Raw genomic sequence first — 14,981 nt, 5'->3', positions numbered from 1 at the left:
GATCAGGCGTAGGACAGGCTGATGAACTCGGCCACCATGGCCGGGCGTTCCTGACCCTCGATCTCCATGGAGACCTCGGCGATGAGCTGCACGCCGTCGCCGGCCACGTCGTTCACTTCCTTGATCTTCTGGCGCATGCGCACCCGGCTGCCCGCCGGCACCATGTTGGTGAAGCGGATCTTGTTGGTGCCGTAATTCAGGCCGCGGCTGCGCTTCCTGATTTCCAGGGTCTGCGACGAAAGCATCGGCACCAGTGACAGGGTCAGGAAGCCATGGGCGATGGTCTTGCCGCCCGGCATCTCCTTCTTTGCCCGCTCCACGTCGACGTGGATCCACTGGTGGTCGCCGGTGGCGTCGGCGAACTTGTCGATCATCTCCTGGTCCACGGTCACCCATTCGGAGACCCCGCAGTCCTCGCCCACGTGCTGCTTCAGGTCCTGCGGCGTTTCGACGGTCAGCATCTCGTTTCCCCTCCGGTACTTCGTTGTCAGTAGGATCGCGGCAGACCGAGCACGTTCTGCGCGACGTAGTTGAGAATCATGTTGGTGGAGATCGGCGCCGTCTGGAACAGGCGGCATTCGCGCCATTTGCGCTCGATGTGATACTCGCGGGCGAAGGCGAAGCCGCCATGGGCGGTGAAGCAGGCTTCCGCCGCGTGCCAGGCCGCTTCGGAGGCCAGCATCTTGGCGATGTTCGCCGCCTCGCCGCAGTCGAGGCCCGCCTGGAACAGCGCCGCCCCCTGACGCACCATCATGTCGGCGGCCTGGATTTCCGCATAGGCCCGGGCGATCGGGTGCTGGACCGCCTGGTTGGAGCCGATGGCGTTGCCGAAGACCACACGCTCGTTGGAATAGGCGACGCCCTTCTCGATGAACCACTTGCCGTCGCCGATGGCCTCGGAAGCCACAAGCACGCGCTCGGCGTTCATGCCGGAGAGGATGTACTTGAAGCCACGGCCCTCGTCGCCGATCAGCGCGGAGGCCGGAATGCGCATGTTGTCGAAGAAGACCTCGTTGGTGTTGTGGTTCACCATGGTCTTGATCGGCCGGATCTCGCAGCCCTTGCCGACGACCTCGCGCAGATCGACCAGGAAGACCGAGAGGCCGTCGGTGCGCTTCTTCACCTCGTCGGGCGATGTGGTGCGCGCCAGCAGCAGCATCAGGTCCGACTGGCGCGCGCGGCTGGTCCAGATCTTCTGGCCGTTGATCACGTACTCGTCGCCCTCGCGCACGGCGCGTGTCTTGAGCTGCGTGGTGTCGGAGCCGGTCGTCGGCTCGGTGACGCCGAAGGCCTGCAGGCGCAGTTCCCCGGTCGCGATCTTTGGCAGGTACTGCTGCTTCTGCGCCTCGGAACCGTGCCGGAGCAGCGTGCCCATGATGTACATCTGCGCATGGCAGGCGGCGGCCGAACAGCCGCTGGCGTGGATCGTCTCCAGGATCACGGAGGCGGCGCGGAGCGGCAGGCCGGAGCCGCCATATTCCTCCGGAATCAGCGCGGCGAGATAACCGCTCTCGGTCAGCGCGTTGACGAAGGCGTCCGGGTATTCGGATTTCTCGTCCAGTTCGTGCCAGTACTCCTGCGGGAACTTCTCGCAGATCCGGCGCACCTGGTCGCGCAGGTCGGGCCAGTCCGGACCCAGCTCCATCCAGGCGCCGTCATTGGTCGTCATCGTCGTATCGGCGTTCATGAATTCTCCTCCCCCAGGTTCCCCGCGCCTACTCGGCGGCCACAGCGTGGGAGGCCGGCCTGAAGCCCTTGGGCTGGCCGGCCTTCGCGACCATGCCGTGCAGGGGCTCGTCGGGCAGGTTCTCCGAGAGCAGGCCCCGGATTTCCAGCAGGCGGTCGAGATCGATGCCGGTTTTCACGCCCATGGCTTCGAACATGAACACCAGGTCGTCCATGACCACGTTGCCTGTCGCCATCGGCGCGAAGGGGCAGCCGCCCAGTCCGGCCAGCGAGGCGTCGAAGGCGCGGCAGCCGGCCTCGTAGGCGGCCAGCGCGTTGGCGAGCCCGAGGCCGCGCGTGTCATGGAAATGGGCGACGATGGTCGTGTCCTTGCCGAACCGGTCGATGGCCTGGCGGAAGACGTTCTTCACCTGCGCCGGGTTGGCGTAGCCGACGGTGTCGGCGATGGCGACCTCGGTGGCGCCGCGCTTGAGATACTCCTCGATCAGCCACATCACGCGGGCCGGCGCGATCTCGCCCTCCATGGTGCAGCCCAGCGCGGTGGAGACGCCGCCGCAGACCGCCGTCTTCGCGTAGTCCGGGTTCGAGCGCTGTACCTCCATCACCTGGTCGAAGCGCGCGAGCGATTCCTCGGTGGAGCACTTCACGTTCTTCTGGTTGTGGGTCTCGGAGGCCGAGAGCACGAAGTTCAGCTTGTGCACGCCCAGTCCGAAGCCGCGCTCGGCGCCCTTCGCATTCGGGATCAGCGCGGAGACGGTGAGATCCTTCTGCGCCAGCGCGTGCTCGACGATGTCCTGATGATCCTGGAACTGCGGCACGACGTGGGCCGGCACGAAGGAGCAGACCTCGATCTCCGGCATGCCGGCCGAGACCGCGTCGGAGATCCACTTCTTCTTGGCTTCCGTCGGAAAGATCGACTTGACCATCTGCAGGCCGTCGCGAAGTCCGACCTCGCGCAGGATGACGTCACGTTCCATGGCATTTCCTCCCCGGAAAGACCCCACCGCCTGTCATCCCCGCTTTCGCGCGGCGAAATGCGGGGATCGGGTGGAGGTCGCATACTATTCTGGCCGCGGTCCCCGAGTCTCGCCAAGGCTCGATCGGGGATGACAACCATGCGCGGCCGCTACCGGCCCTTGAAATCCGCCTTCCGCTTCTCGTTGAAGGCGCGCACGCCCTCCAGGCGGTCCTCGGTCGGCACCATCCGATTATAGGCCTCGATCTCGTAGAGGTAACCGGTGTGGTAGCCGAGCTGGGTCGACATCGCGATCGACTTCTTGGCCTGGCGGACGGCGATCGGTCCGTTGGAGGCGATGCGCTCGGCGGTGGCGATCGCCTGATCCATCAGTTCGACGGCCGGACAGACCCTGTTCACCAGGCCCCATTCGAAGGCTTCTTCCGCCGTGAAGGGCGTGGCGGTCAGGATGATTTCCTTGGCGCGGCGCACGCCCACCGCACGCGGCAGGTTTTGCGTGCCCATGGCGCCGGGCATGATCCCCAGCGAGGTCTCGGTCAGCGCGAAGCGGGCGTTGGGCGAGGCGTAGGCGAAATCGGCGGCGCAGACGAACTCGCAGCCGCCGCCGAAGGCCGCGCCGTTGACCGCCGCGATCACCGGCACGGGGCAGTCCATCATCGCCATCATGCCGCGTTCGAACAGCGCGTGCTGCTGCTGCCACTGCGCGTCGGTCATGTTGTTGCGCTGCTTCAGGTCGCCGCCGGCGCAGAACGCCTTGTCGCCCTCGCCCGTCAGCACGATGCAGCGCGTGTCGCCGGGATTGACGTACATCTGCTCCCAGACCTGCTTGATGTCCGCGCCCATCTGCGTGTTCATCGCGTTGCGGGCTTCGGGGCGGTTGAACTTCACGACCAGGACGTGCTTCGCCGGGTTCTCCAGCTTCAGCGTCTCGAACTCCGCCTCCATCAGGCGCTCTCCTTGTTCTCGCCGGGCGGCAGGATCTCGTCGGTGTCGGCGCCGAGGTCGGGCGCCTTAGAGCGCAGGCCCGGCCGCTCCCGGTCGAAGCTGAGCGGCATGCCCACCAGGCCGAAGGGCGCGCCGGCGATCTGCTGCACCATGCCGGCGGCGATGGTCTGGGGATGGTCCAGGACCTCGTCGATGGACTGGGTCGGCGCATTGGGCACACCGGCCATGTCGAGGATGTTCTGCCAGTGCGCCCGGGGTTTCTGGATCAGCTGGTTGGAAAGCTGACGCTTCAGTTCCACGCGGTTGGCGTCGCGCTGCGGGTTGGTGGAGAAGCGCGGGTCCTCCTTCCAGTCCGGGCGCCCCAGCGCGTCGGCCAGCTTCAGGAACAGTCGGTCGTTGGAGGCGGCGACGATCAGATAGCCGTCCTCGCACTGGAAGGCCTCATAGGGCGCGATGCCGCGCACGCCCGAGCCGTGACGCTTCGGCAGGTTGCCGGTGGTCTGGTAGTCGGCCGAGTAGAAGGTCATCCACTGCACCGCGGTCTCGAACAGCGCCGCGTCCACCAGCCCGCCCTTGCCGGTGACGCCGCGGCGGAACAGCGCCGCCAGGATGCCGATGGCGCACCACATGCCGGTGCCCATGTCGATCACGGAGATGCCGCAGCGCACCGGTGCCTGGCCCTCGTCGCCGGTTACCGACATGATGCCGCCGAAGGCCTGCATCAGCGCATCGTAGCCCGGCCGGTCCTTCAGCGGACCGTCGGCGCCGAAGGCGTTGAGGTTGCAGTAGACCAGCTTCGGGTTCAGCGCGCAGAGCGTCTCGGCGTCGAGACCGAGGCGCTTCATGGCGCCGGGCCGCATGTTCTGCACCACGATATCGGCTTCGGCCGCGATCTTGCGGCGCAGCGCCTCGACGCGCTCCGCATCCTTCAGGTCGACGGTGACCGACTTCTTGTTGCGGTTCAGCGCATGGAAGATGGTCGCCGTGCCGTCCTCCGCGAAGGGCGGCCCCCAGGCCCGGGCGTCGTCGCCCTCGGGCCGTTCGATCTTGATCAGCGTCGCGCCCAGTTCGGCCAGGATCGAGCCGGCGAACGGCCCGGCCACGTTGGAGCCGAATTCATAGGCCACAAGCCCGTCCAGCGGTAGCGCCACGGCCATTCCTCCCCCGTCTGAAACCGTGGCGGCAGACTAGGCGCGCGCGCGCCGTCCGGTCAATCGACCCCGCTCAGAACAGCGCCGCGAGCACCATGACCAGCGTCGCCGCGAAGCCGATGAACCAGATCAGCGTCCGCCAGGGCGACCAGCCCAGCGCGTAGGCCGGGATGTAGAGCAGCCGCGAGGCCAGGAAGACGCCGGCGCAGTACTGCGTCAGTTCGCTCGAGGCCTGACCGAGCACGACGAGAACCACGGCGACGGCGAAAAGCAGCAGCCCCTCGTTGTAGTTGGCCATCGCGCGCTTCAGCCGCGCGGCCGCGCCGGTGAGCTCCTTCTGCTCGTCGCGCGGGCCCAGCAGATAGCCCATGCCGACCTGGCCGCTGGCGGCCATGGACGTAACAAGGAAATGCAGCACCCAGATCAGGGCCGCCCAGCCCAGGGCCTGAAGCTCGTAGGACATCTCGGTCATGGCCATTCCCTCCCGGTCATTGACAACCGGTATCCTGACCGAAACGGAGGCGAAAGAATAGCAGTATCGGAAGGATGCCGGGGCGGCGCATACCCCTCCCGATCTCGCGCTCGGCGCTCGATCACCCTCCCCCTGGCCAGGGGGAGGGGCGGGGAGGGGGTGGATCGGCTGCGTCTACTCCGCGGCGGACTGCGCGGTCGGCAGCACGTAGTCCTTGAACTGTTCGCGCAACGTCACCTTCTGGATCTTGCCGGTCGCGGTATGCGGGATCTCGTCGACGAAGGCGACGTCGTCGGGCATCCACCACTTGGCGATCTTGCCCTCCAGCGACTGCAGGATGTCCTCCTTCGAAGGATCGCGGCCCTGCTTCTTCACGATGCAGAGCAGCGGGCGCTCGTCCCACTTGGGATGGACGATGCCGATCACCGCGGCCTCGGCGACGTCCGGATGGGCCATCGCCGCATTCTCCAGGTCGATCGAGCTGATCCACTCGCCGCCGGACTTGATCACGTCCTTGGCCCGGTCGGTGATGGTCATGAAGCCGTCCTCGTCCAGGGTGGCGACGTCGCCGGTGTCGAACCAGTCGTCCTCGTCCAGCACCTGGCCGCCCTCGCCCTTGAAGTAGCCGGCGGTGATCCAGTAGCCGCGGGTCTTGAGATTGCCGTAGGCGACGCCGTCGCGCGGCAGTTCGTTGCCCTCGTCGTCGGTGATCTTCAGCTCGACGCCGTAGATCACGCGGCCCTGCTTGGCCTTGTAGGGCAGCTGCTCCTCGAAGGGCAGCTTCTCGATCTCCTTCGTCATGACGCCGGTGGTGCCCAGCGGGCTCATCTCGGTCATGCCCCAGGCGTGAATGACAGTGACGCCGTATTCGGTCTCGAACTTGCGGATCATGGAGGCCGGGGCCGCCGAGCCGCCGATCACCGTGCGGTTCATGTGCGGCAGCTTCAGGCCCTTCTCCTCCATGTGGTTGAGAAGCATCAGCCACACCGTCGGCACGCCGGCCGACATGGTCACTTCCTCCTGGTCCATCAGCTCGTAGACGGACTGACCGTCCAGGTCCTTGCCGGGCAGCACCAGCTTGGCGCCGCACATGGGCGCCGAGTAGGCCAGGCCCCAGGCGTTGGCGTGGAACATGGGCACGACGGGCAGGATGGTGTCCTTCGACGACAGCGCCAGGCAGTCGCCCATGCAGGCGGCGAAGCTGTGCAGCACCGTGGTGCGGTGCTGGTAGAGCACGCCCTTCGGGTTGCCCGTGGTGCCGGAGGTGTAGCAGAGGCTGGAGGCGGTGGTCTCGTCGAATTCCGGCCATTCGAAGTCGCTCGACTCGGCGGCCAGCAGGTCCTCGTAGCACAGGACGTTCTTCAGGCTGGTCTCGGGCATGTGCGCGGCGTCGGTCATGACGATGATCTTCTCGACCGTCTTCAGCTCGTCCTGCACCTTTTCCAGCAGCGGCACGAAGGTCAGGTCGGTGAAGATGACCCGGTCCTCGGCGTGGTTGGCGATGTAGACGATCTGTTCCGGAAACAGCCGCGGATTGATGGTGTGCAGCACCGCGCCCAGGCCGGAGACGCCGTAATAGCATTCGAAGTGGCGGTGCGTGTTCCAGGCCAGCGTGCCGATGCGGTCGCCCAGCTCGACGCCGAGGCGCTTCAGCGCGTTGGCCACCTGTTTGGAGCGGGCCTGTGCGTCGCGGTAGGTATAGCGGTGGATCGGGCCTTCGACCGTGCGCGTCACGATCTCGGTCTTGCCGTGATATTGCGCGGCGTAGTCGATCAGGGTGTGGATCAGAAGCTGCTGGTTCTGCATCAGCCCTTGCATCGGAGGTCTCCCCAGGTCTTGGCGGTGTCTTGATGGGCGCGGACATTATGTTTTCCGCCTCTCCGGGGCAAGCCGGGCGCGCCGTCTCCCGGGCCCCCGCGAAGTTTTGATCCCGCTTCCCGCCCATGGGGGCTACCCTTGGCGCAACCGACAGCGAAATGAGGAGACGACCGATGCGCGCGACTCCATTACTCAGGGCCGCGGCGGCGGCCGGTGCAGGGCTGGTCCTGCTGGCCGGCGGACCCGCCCTGGCGCAGGAAGCGAAACCGCCGACGCCGGTGGTCTTTGTCCATGGCGACAGCGACACGGCGGGGCTGTGGATCAGCACCATCTGGCGCTTCGAGAGCAACGGCTTTCCACGCGACCGACTGTTCGCGATCGATCTCGACAATCCGGGCGCCCGCGCCGACAACACCAAGCAGGAGCCCAACCGCTCGTCGACGACCGACGTCGCCGCGCAATTGGGCGGCTTCGTCACCCGCGTGCTGATCACCACGGGCGCGCAGAAAGTGGCCCTGGTGGGCAATTCGCGCGGCTGCCAGACCATCCGCAACTATGTCGAGAACGGCGGCGGCGCGTCCCATGCCGAGACGCTGGTGCTGACCGGCTGCGTCCATCACGGCGTCTACGTCGCGCCGGGCGTCGCCATGAACAGCGAGTACAACGGCGCGGGCCACTTCCTGACGCAGCTCAACGCCGATGGCGAGGTGGTCGAGGGCGTGAAGACCGTGACCATCCGCTCCGACAGGTTCGATCTCTACAACCAGCCCATGGGCGACTTCATCGGCCGCCCGGGCCAGCCCACCGGCGCGAGTTTCGACGGCCCGGCGCTGAAGGGCGCCGAGAACCTGGTGCTGGCGGGCGTCGATCACCGCGAGACCGCCTATTCTCCCGAGGCCTTCGCGCTGATGTACCAGGCCATCACCGGCGAGAAGCCGAAGACGGCCGAGATCAATCTGGAAGGCAATGTCGCGCTCAACGGCGAGGTCAGCGGCTGGGCCAACGACCGGCCGACCAACCTGCCGCTGAACGGCGCGAAGGTCCGCGTCTGGGAGCTGGACACGAAGACCGGCGCCCGCATCGGCGATACGCCGGTCCATGAGGCGACGGCCGGGCGGCGCGGCAAGTGGGGACCCTTCGCGGCGAAGAAGAACACGCCCTACGAGTTCGTCATCCGCGCCGAGGGCTATCCGGTCCACCACATCTACCGTTCGGCCTTTCCGCGCTCTTCGGATTACGTGAACCTCCGGCTCTTTCCGCAGGATGAAGCGCTGAAGGCCAAGGCCGCGGGCGTCAACATCATGCGGCCGCGCGGCTATTTCGGCGCCGACGATACGGTCACGGTCAACGGCGCCCCGGCCCCGGGCATCGGCGACAACCCGGTGCCCAATGTCTGGAAGAGCTGGCATGAGGCCCAGAAGGGCGGCGAGAAGGTGGTGGCCGAGTTCAACGGAGAGCGGATCACCGCCCGCAGCTGGGCCACCGACGGCCATGTGGGCTGGATCGAGTTCACCTACTGAGCGCCGCGCCGCAATTGCGGCGCTGGCGTTGCTGCTCGCCCTCTGGGCGCCGCCCGCGACAGCGCAGCGCGCCGACGTCGACATGGCGCTGGTGCTGGCAGTGGATGGCTCCGCCAGCGTCGACTTCCAGGAGTTCGTGCTGCAGATGAACGGCATCGCGGCCGCCTTCCGCGATCCCGCGGTCGTTGCGGCGGTCGCCGGCGGTCCCAGAGGCCGCATCGCCGTGGCGCTGATGGTCTGGTCGGGGCTCGACAACCCCGTGGGCGGCGTCGGCTGGCACGTGGTCGAAGACGCCGCGTCCGCCACTCGATTCTCCGAGGCGGCGCGCCGCCTGCAGCGCCCCGTCCGGCCCGGCGCGACGGCGATCAACTTCGCCATCCGCAGCGCCGTCGCCATGCTGGAAGCCAGCGGCTTCGACGCTGACCGGCGTGTCGTCGACCTGTCCGGTGACGGCCGGGAGAACAATGTCCTGGACGCGCTGGCGGCGACGGACGCCGGCCGGCGGGAGGCCGTGGCGCTGGGCGTCACCGTGAACGGCCTGCCGATCCTGACAGACGATCCGGACCTGGAGCGCTATTTCCTGGAGAATGTGGTGGGCGGTCCCGGCGCCTTCATGATCGCGGCGAGGAACTACGACGATTTCGCCCGCGCCATGCGGGAGAAGCTGCTACGGGAGATCGAGGGCGAATTGCTGATCGGCGCGCTGTCGGAGGCACAGGAATGAACGGACGGACTGCGGAGCGCCGCATGCTCTGGCCCGCACTGGCGGCGGCGCTGGTGCTGACCGTGCTGGCGGGCCTGTTCATGTACGGCGTCGCCCGCGCGCCCGACGATCACGAAGGCCGTATCCTGGTCTTCTTCCAGGAGCCGCTGACCGACCGGGAGGCCTATGCCCGGCTCGCCGCCAGCGGCGCGGAACCGCTCCGGCTGATGAGCGCCGCCGAAGGCTGGGTGGCCGAGGCCCGCGAACCGGGTGCGGTCGGCCGCCTGCGCCGGGAACTGGGCGCGGACTGGGTCTTCCGCGACGTGGGCGCGGGCCGCACGCTGGCCGGCTGTCTCGCCTTCGCCCGCGGTCCCGCCGAGCCCCGGCGCATGGCGCCTTAGACCGTTCCGCATTTGGATTGAAGCGCCACTCACTCAGCGTGTCACCCCGCCTCTGTGCGGGGGTCCGGAGCGGCTTCGCCGCAAGTCGATGATCCTGGCCGGATGCCCGCACAAGGCGGGCATGACGCTGTTCGGAGGCGGGCATGACACCGAAGCTTCACTGGCGATTCAATCTCACCGAGGACTGCTCTAGAAAGCCGTGCGAAGGGAGGCCGGTCATCCGGCCTCCCGCGACCTCAGCGCCGCTTGATCTGCTTGGCCAGCGACCAGCGGTGCACTTCCGAAGGCCCGTCATAGATGCGGAAGCCGCGCAATTCGCGGAAGATGCGTTCGACCTCGGTGTCGCGGGTCATGCCCATGCCGCCCAGCACCTGCAGGCAGCGGTCGGCGACGCGGTAGAGCGCCTCCGAACAGATCACCTTGGCCATGGAGCTTTCCCGGCCGCCGCGCTCGCCCTGGTCGAGCACCCAGGCGCAGTGCCAGACGGCCAGCCGCGACATGTGGATGTCCATCTCGTTGTCGGCCAGCATGAAGCCGACGCCTTCATGGTCGATCAGCTTCGTGCCGAAGCTCTCGCGCTCCCGGGCGTAGTCGCAGGCGATGTCGTGGGCGCGCTGCGCCGCGCCCAGCCAGCGCATGCAGTGGGTCAGACGGGCCGGCGCGAGGCGCACCTGGGCGTAGCGGAAGCCCTTGCCGACCTCGCCCAGAACCGCGTCGCCGTCCACCTTCAGACCATCCAGTTCGACCTCGGCATGGCCGCCGGTGAAGCTGGAATCCATGGTGTCGAGCACCCGGCTGACCCGAAGGCCTTCGGCCGGCAGCGGCGTCATGAACATGGACGCGCCGATGTCCTCGCCCGCCTCGTCGAACGTGCGCGCCATGACGATGCCGATCTTCGCGCCCTCGGCGCCGGTGATCAGCCACTTGCGGCCCGAGATCGTCCAGCCGTTGCCGTCGGGCCGGGCCTCGGTCAGCATCGCGCCGGGGTCGGAGCCGGCGCCGGGGGAGGGCTCCGTCATCAGGAATATCGAGCGCGCCTCGCCGGCGGCCAAGGGCTTCAGATAACGTTCCTTCTGCGCCTCGGTCGCCACTTCGTCGAGCAGGTGCATGTTGCCCTCGTCGGGCGCGGCGATGTTCATGGCGATCGGGCCCAGCATGGAATAGCCCGAGGCCTCGAACATCACCGCCTTGGTCATGTGGTCGGCCCCCATGCCGCCCCAGCCCTCGGAGACGTGCGGGCTCAGCAGCCCTTCCGCCTTCGCCAGCGCCACCAGTTCGTCGCGCAGTTCGTCGGTCGGTCCGTGCGCGGTGCGCCGCGGGTCGCTTTCGAAGGGAATCACCTTGTCGCGGACGAAGGACTCCACCCGCGCCTTGAGTTCCTGTTGCTCGGCCGTCGGCTCGAAATCGATCATGTGCTTTCCTCCCCCGCGCATATCCGGTCAAATGCGGCGGCCAACATAATCAGGGGGGCCACCATGATCTACGACGTTCGCGTCTATACCTGCAAACCGGGCACCGTGCCGGCGCAGCTCAAGCTCTATGAGGAGTACGGTCTCGCGCCGCAGACGAAGCATCTGGGTCAGCCGGTGATGTACGGCTTCTCCGAGGTCGGCGAGCTGAACACCTACACCCATGTCTGGGCCTATGAGAGCCAGGCCGACCGGGAGAAGAAGCGGGCCGCCATGCAGGCCGACCCGGACTGGCATGCCTTCCTCAAGAAGTCGCGCGAGGCCGGCAACCTCGTCGCCCAGCGCAATCAGGTGATGGTGGCCGCGCCCTTTATGAAATAGCCGCCTGGGCCTCGGCGGGGATCATGGCCTCGTAGGCGTCGTCCGCCAGTACGGCGACGCCGCGAAGCCCGAGCGCCTCGCGGATCCCGGGTTCGGACGCGAGGGCGTCGTGCAGTGCCGTCCGGAGCGTGGCGACGGACTCGTCGCCAGCCGATCCGGCGGTGACGAACGGAGGCGCAGGCCGCGACTCGGTCCAGCCGATGACCTGCATATGGCCGGCGAGTTCAGGCAGATGCCGCCACGCCAGGCCGAGGGCGATGGCGTCGATCGCGGCGAAGTCCGCCCGTCTCTCGGCGACCGCCTGCATCGATGGGAGATGTCCGCCGCTGACCAGATGGGGCGCCGGCATCGGTGTGCCGCCGGCGGCGAACCAGCGCTTCACGACCTCGTAGCCGGACCAGGAATCCGTGCCGTTGATGGCGAGCCGCAGGCCGCGGAGCGCGTCGGGCGTTCGCAGGACCGGATCGACGTCCCGGCGGGCGACGACGGCGCTCGAATAGCGCGCCTCGCGGCAGCCTTCCATCGTGTGAACCGGCGTCGCGACATAGCGCACGCGGTCCTTCAGCCCAGTATTGAAGGGCAGGCCGCAGGTCTGGGCGAGCAGCAGGTCGTCCCGCTCCCAGAGCGCCGCATGATCGTCCTGCCGGGTCAGTTCCCAGGGCGCAGTGATGCCGGCGTCCCGAAGGCGCTCCGCGAGGGCGCGCCAGAACCGGTCATTGGCCGGCTGCAGCACCGGCCAGTCGTACATGGGCAGCGCGGCGATCACCGGCCCGGCCGCGCCAGCGGGTCCGCCACGGGCTCGCGCACGCGGAAGGCGTAGCGCCGGAAGATCTCGCCATAGCTGCGGAATCGGTCGCCCGTGATCATGCCGTGATCCTGCATCCGCCGGCAGAGCGCCGGCAAGCGGTACCAGGGGGCGAAGGGAAAGCGGTGATGCGCCGCGTGCAGGTGGTTGTTGAGAAAGATCAGCCCGAGCCAACCGCCGCGTTCAACCACAGCAGTGCGCCCGGCCCGTTCCGCCACCCGGCGGTGCTCGGCGAAGGTGCGCACCGACAGCACCGCCATGCCCGGCCAGGCCGCCAGCAGGGCGTAGAGCCAGAGCGGCACGCCGCTGAACCAGAGCCAGATCAGCACCGGCGCCAGCGCCGGCAGGTGCAGCATCCAGTCGCGGGCGATGTCGCCGCGGCCGGTACGCCAGGCAGCGAGGTCGTCGGCCACGAGCCGGACGAGCGACAGCGCCGGCCCCAGCACGAGCCGGCCCGCCAGCGTGTTGTTGACGGTCAGCAGCGCGCGCCGCCAGCGGGGCATGGCGGCCCAGGCGGCGGGCGTCACATAGGGGCTTTCGGGATCGCCCAGCGGTTCGGTCAGGTCCGGCGAGCGATGGTGGCGCAGATGTAGGGCGCGGAACCGCCGATAGGGCAGGAACAGCCCGACGGCGGGAAAGACCAGCGCTTCGTTGGCCGCGCGGCTCCGTGTCGGGTGACCGTGAATCGCCTCGTGCTGCAGTGAGGAATGCAGCGCGACCGGGAGCGCCAGCAAGGGCAGCAGCCACCAGGTCTCCCAATGTCCGATGGCCCAGACGCCGGCCGCCCAGGCCGACGTGCACAGAATGATCAGTCCGACCGTGGGCCATTCCGGTCGGAGCGTCGTCCATCTCGATGTCGTCATGGCGCGATGGAACACCGGCGCGTGTGCGGTGAAAAGCGCGCCTATGCATCACAAATGTTGATTCTGCGCTGCAAATCCATTTTTGTTGTGCGTTGTCATCAAATGGAGGCGTCGAGTGCGCGACAAGCGGGAACTGGGTGCGATATTCCGCGAACGGCTGGAGCAGGTGCTGAGCCGCTTCCAAGGCTCGAACGCCAGGTTCGCCCAGTCGGTGGGGCTCGACCGCTCGGCGCTGAGCCAGCTGCTGTCGGGCCGTTCGACGCGCCTGCCGCGGGCGGAGACGCTGACCAGCATCGCCCAGCACCATCATGTCAGTCTCGACTGGCTGCTGGGCCTGAGCCAGGACGACCGGACGGCCGCGGAGGTGGCGCCGACGCTGGAGATCGAGGAACGGGCCGCCAGCGCCGACGACACGCGGCTGGCGGAATGGCACCGGGAGGCCGCCGGCTACAAGATCCGCTATGTGCCCGCTTCCCTGCCGGACCTGCTGCGTACCGACGACGTGATTCGCTTCGAACATGGCCGCGACGGCGGACCGCGGCCGTCGACGCTGATCCGGGAGGCGGGGCGCCGGCTCGCCTACAGCCGCCTGCCGGAGACCGACATGGAAGCGTGCATGCCGCTGCAGCGGCTGGAATCCTTCGCCCTGGGGGAGGGGCGCTGGCGGCAGCTGCCGCCGGCACAGCGTCTGGAGCAGGTGCGGCAGATGGCGGAACTGCTGGCCGAACTCTACCCGACCTTCCGGCTGTTCCTCTATGACGAGCAGCAGGCCTTCTCCGCCCCCTACACGGTGTTCGGCCCGCAGCGCGCGGCGGTCTATGTCGGCGACATGTACCTGGTGCTCTACGGCACCGACCAGATTCAGGCCCTGACCCAGCATTTCGACCGCCTGATCCGCCGCGCCACCGTCAATCCGCACGAGGCCGCCGCCTGGGTCGCGGCGCTGGCGCCGCGGGTGGCCTGAGCGCCCTCCGCCGCCTATCATGGGACCAGCCCATGCCCAGGATCGGAGAGAGACCGTGAGCGAGGAACAGCCCGAAGCCCCCGCCGACACCCTGACCCAGCGCATCGGCGTGCTGACGCGGCGCGAGACCGAGGCCCGCATCGTCGCGCCGCTGATCGAGGCGCTGGCCGAGGAATTCGGCCGCGAGCGGGTGCTGGACGTGGTTCGCGACACGGTGGTGCGGCTGGCGAAGGCGCAGGGCGGCGATCTGGCCGAGGCCATGGGCGGCGACGATCCGGCGACCTTCCTGGAATCGATGAAGTACTGGCGCCAGGACGGCGCGCTGGAGATCGAAGTCCTGGAACAGACGCCGGAGAAGCTCGACTTCAACGTCACGCGCTGCCGCTACGCCGAACTCTACCGCGCCCTGGGCATCCCCGAACTCGGCGCGATCCTGTCTTGCAACCGCGACTTCGCTTTCGCCGAGGGTTTCAACGCCGAAGCGAGCCTGACGCGCAGCCAGACAATCCTTTCCGGCGCCGGCCATTGCGATTTCCGCTTTCGCTTTCCGCCGCCCTCTAAGGATTGAATTAACCAATTCGCGGTAGTTCGAACGGGCTGGCGGAACGCTTTGCGAGGCACTAGTTTGCGCCGCTGGAATTCGCTAGGGGAGGGAGCCGGATGGCTGAAATCGAGATCAAATCGGAAATCGCGGGCAAGGTCTGGCAGATTGAGGCCGAAGTGGGCCAGTCGGTCGACGAGGACGATCCTGTGGTGATCCTGGAATCCATGAAGATGGAGATCCCGGTGGGTGCGCCGGCGGCCGGCAAGGTCACCGAGATCCTGGTCGCCAAGGACGAAGCCGTCGCCGAAGGACAGACCATCGCCAGGATGGAAACCTGACGAGG

17 protein-coding genes are annotated in these 14,981 nt (G+C 67.7%); 7 read left to right on the top strand and 10 right to left on the bottom strand.

Translation table 11 applies throughout. The features are described from left to right. Positions 1 to 2 precede the first annotated feature (2 nt). The 7 genes from TEF_20775 to TEF_20745 form a co-directional block, all read right to left on the bottom strand. Entirely contained in the window at positions 3 to 461 is a 459-nt protein-coding gene (locus TEF_20775; GenBank protein ID ANK82966.1) for an enoyl-CoA hydratase, read from the bottom strand. 26 nt (positions 462 to 487) lie between these two features. Then, on the bottom strand, positions 488 to 1,687 hold the full coding sequence (locus TEF_20770) for an acyl-CoA dehydrogenase (GenBank protein ANK82965.1): 1,200 nt from the start codon (positions 1,685 to 1,687) through the stop codon (positions 488 to 490). 28 nt (positions 1,688 to 1,715) lie between these two features. Beyond that, positions 1,716 to 2,663, bottom strand: coding sequence for a hydroxymethylglutaryl-CoA lyase (locus TEF_20765; protein ID ANK82964.1), 948 nt, complete (start codon positions 2,661 to 2,663; stop codon positions 1,716 to 1,718). 149 nt (positions 2,664 to 2,812) lie between these two features. Further along, positions 2,813 to 3,607, bottom strand: coding sequence for an enoyl-CoA hydratase (locus TEF_20760; protein ID ANK82963.1), 795 nt, complete (start codon positions 3,605 to 3,607; stop codon positions 2,813 to 2,815). Then, positions 3,607 to 4,662, bottom strand: coding sequence for a hypothetical protein (locus TEF_20755; GenBank protein ANK83639.1), 1,056 nt, complete (start codon positions 4,660 to 4,662; stop codon positions 3,607 to 3,609). The genes TEF_20760 and TEF_20755 overlap by 1 nt, the downstream gene beginning before the upstream one ends. A gap of 169 nt (positions 4,663 to 4,831) precedes the next feature. Then, on the bottom strand, positions 4,832 to 5,221 hold the full coding sequence (locus TEF_20750; protein ID ANK83638.1) for a hypothetical protein: 390 nt from the start codon (positions 5,219 to 5,221) through the stop codon (positions 4,832 to 4,834). 183 nt (positions 5,222 to 5,404) lie between these two features. After that, complete coding sequence (locus TEF_20745) at positions 5,405 to 7,048, bottom strand: long-chain fatty acid--CoA ligase (protein ANK82962.1); 1,644 nt, start codon at positions 7,046 to 7,048, stop codon at positions 5,405 to 5,407. 158 nt (positions 7,049 to 7,206) lie between these two features. Here TEF_20745 and TEF_20740 point away from each other — a divergent pair, with 158 nt between their 5' ends. From TEF_20740 to TEF_20730, 3 genes are all read left to right on the top strand, one after another. Beyond that, complete coding sequence (locus TEF_20740) at positions 7,207 to 8,568, top strand: hypothetical protein (protein ID ANK82961.1); 1,362 nt, start codon at positions 7,207 to 7,209, stop codon at positions 8,566 to 8,568. 82 nt (positions 8,569 to 8,650) lie between these two features. Continuing rightward, on the top strand, positions 8,651 to 9,292 hold the full coding sequence (locus TEF_20735; GenBank protein ID ANK83637.1) for a hypothetical protein: 642 nt from the start codon (positions 8,651 to 8,653) through the stop codon (positions 9,290 to 9,292). Beyond that, positions 9,289 to 9,672, top strand: a complete 384-nt coding sequence (locus TEF_20730) for a hypothetical protein (protein ID ANK82960.1) — start codon at positions 9,289 to 9,291, stop codon at positions 9,670 to 9,672. The genes TEF_20735 and TEF_20730 overlap by 4 nt, the downstream gene beginning before the upstream one ends. 236 nt (positions 9,673 to 9,908) lie before the next feature. On the opposite strand, the gene TEF_20725 is transcribed toward TEF_20730, so the two are convergent. Continuing rightward, positions 9,909 to 11,084, bottom strand: a complete 1,176-nt coding sequence (locus tag TEF_20725) for an acyl-CoA dehydrogenase (protein ANK82959.1) — start codon at positions 11,082 to 11,084, stop codon at positions 9,909 to 9,911. A gap of 63 nt (positions 11,085 to 11,147) precedes the next feature. On the opposite strand from TEF_20725, the gene TEF_20720 reads away from it, so the two are divergent. Beyond that, positions 11,148 to 11,462: an NIPSNAP family containing protein gene (locus TEF_20720; protein ID ANK82958.1), complete on the top strand. Its 315-nt coding sequence runs from the start codon at positions 11,148 to 11,150 to the stop codon at positions 11,460 to 11,462. On the opposite strand, the gene TEF_20715 is transcribed toward TEF_20720, so the two are convergent. Continuing rightward, on the bottom strand, positions 11,452 to 12,228 hold the full coding sequence (locus tag TEF_20715; protein ANK82957.1) for a hypothetical protein: 777 nt from the start codon (positions 12,226 to 12,228) through the stop codon (positions 11,452 to 11,454). The two genes, TEF_20720 and TEF_20715, sit on opposite strands and share 11 nt — an antisense overlap. After that, complete coding sequence (locus TEF_20710) at positions 12,225 to 13,130, bottom strand: hypothetical protein (GenBank protein ANK82956.1); 906 nt, start codon at positions 13,128 to 13,130, stop codon at positions 12,225 to 12,227. Before TEF_20710 ends, TEF_20715 begins: the two co-directional genes overlap by 4 nt. Before the next feature lie 115 nt (positions 13,131 to 13,245). Between TEF_20710 and TEF_20705 the strand changes: the two genes are divergently transcribed. The 3 genes from TEF_20705 (at position 13,246) to TEF_20695 (ending at position 14,976) form a co-directional block, all read left to right on the top strand. Then, positions 13,246 to 14,094: a transcriptional regulator gene (locus TEF_20705; protein ID ANK82955.1), complete on the top strand. Its 849-nt coding sequence runs from the start codon at positions 13,246 to 13,248 to the stop codon at positions 14,092 to 14,094. A 91-nt stretch (positions 14,095 to 14,185) separates the two neighbouring features. Next, complete coding sequence (locus tag TEF_20700; protein ID ANK83636.1) at positions 14,186 to 14,662, top strand: hypothetical protein; 477 nt, start codon at positions 14,186 to 14,188, stop codon at positions 14,660 to 14,662. Between the two features lie 92 nt (positions 14,663 to 14,754). Continuing rightward, complete coding sequence (locus TEF_20695; GenBank protein ANK82954.1) at positions 14,755 to 14,976, top strand: acetyl-CoA carboxylase biotin carboxyl carrier protein subunit; 222 nt, start codon at positions 14,755 to 14,757, stop codon at positions 14,974 to 14,976. The last annotated feature ends 5 nt before the right edge of the window (positions 14,977 to 14,981 follow it).

Source organism: Rhizobiales bacterium NRL2 (assembly GCA_001664005.1).
Taxonomy (GTDB): Bacteria; Pseudomonadota; Alphaproteobacteria; order Minwuiales; family Minwuiaceae; genus Minwuia.
The sequence above is the reverse complement of the archived record's forward strand: the minus strand, read 5'-3'. Positions and strand labels throughout refer to the sequence as shown.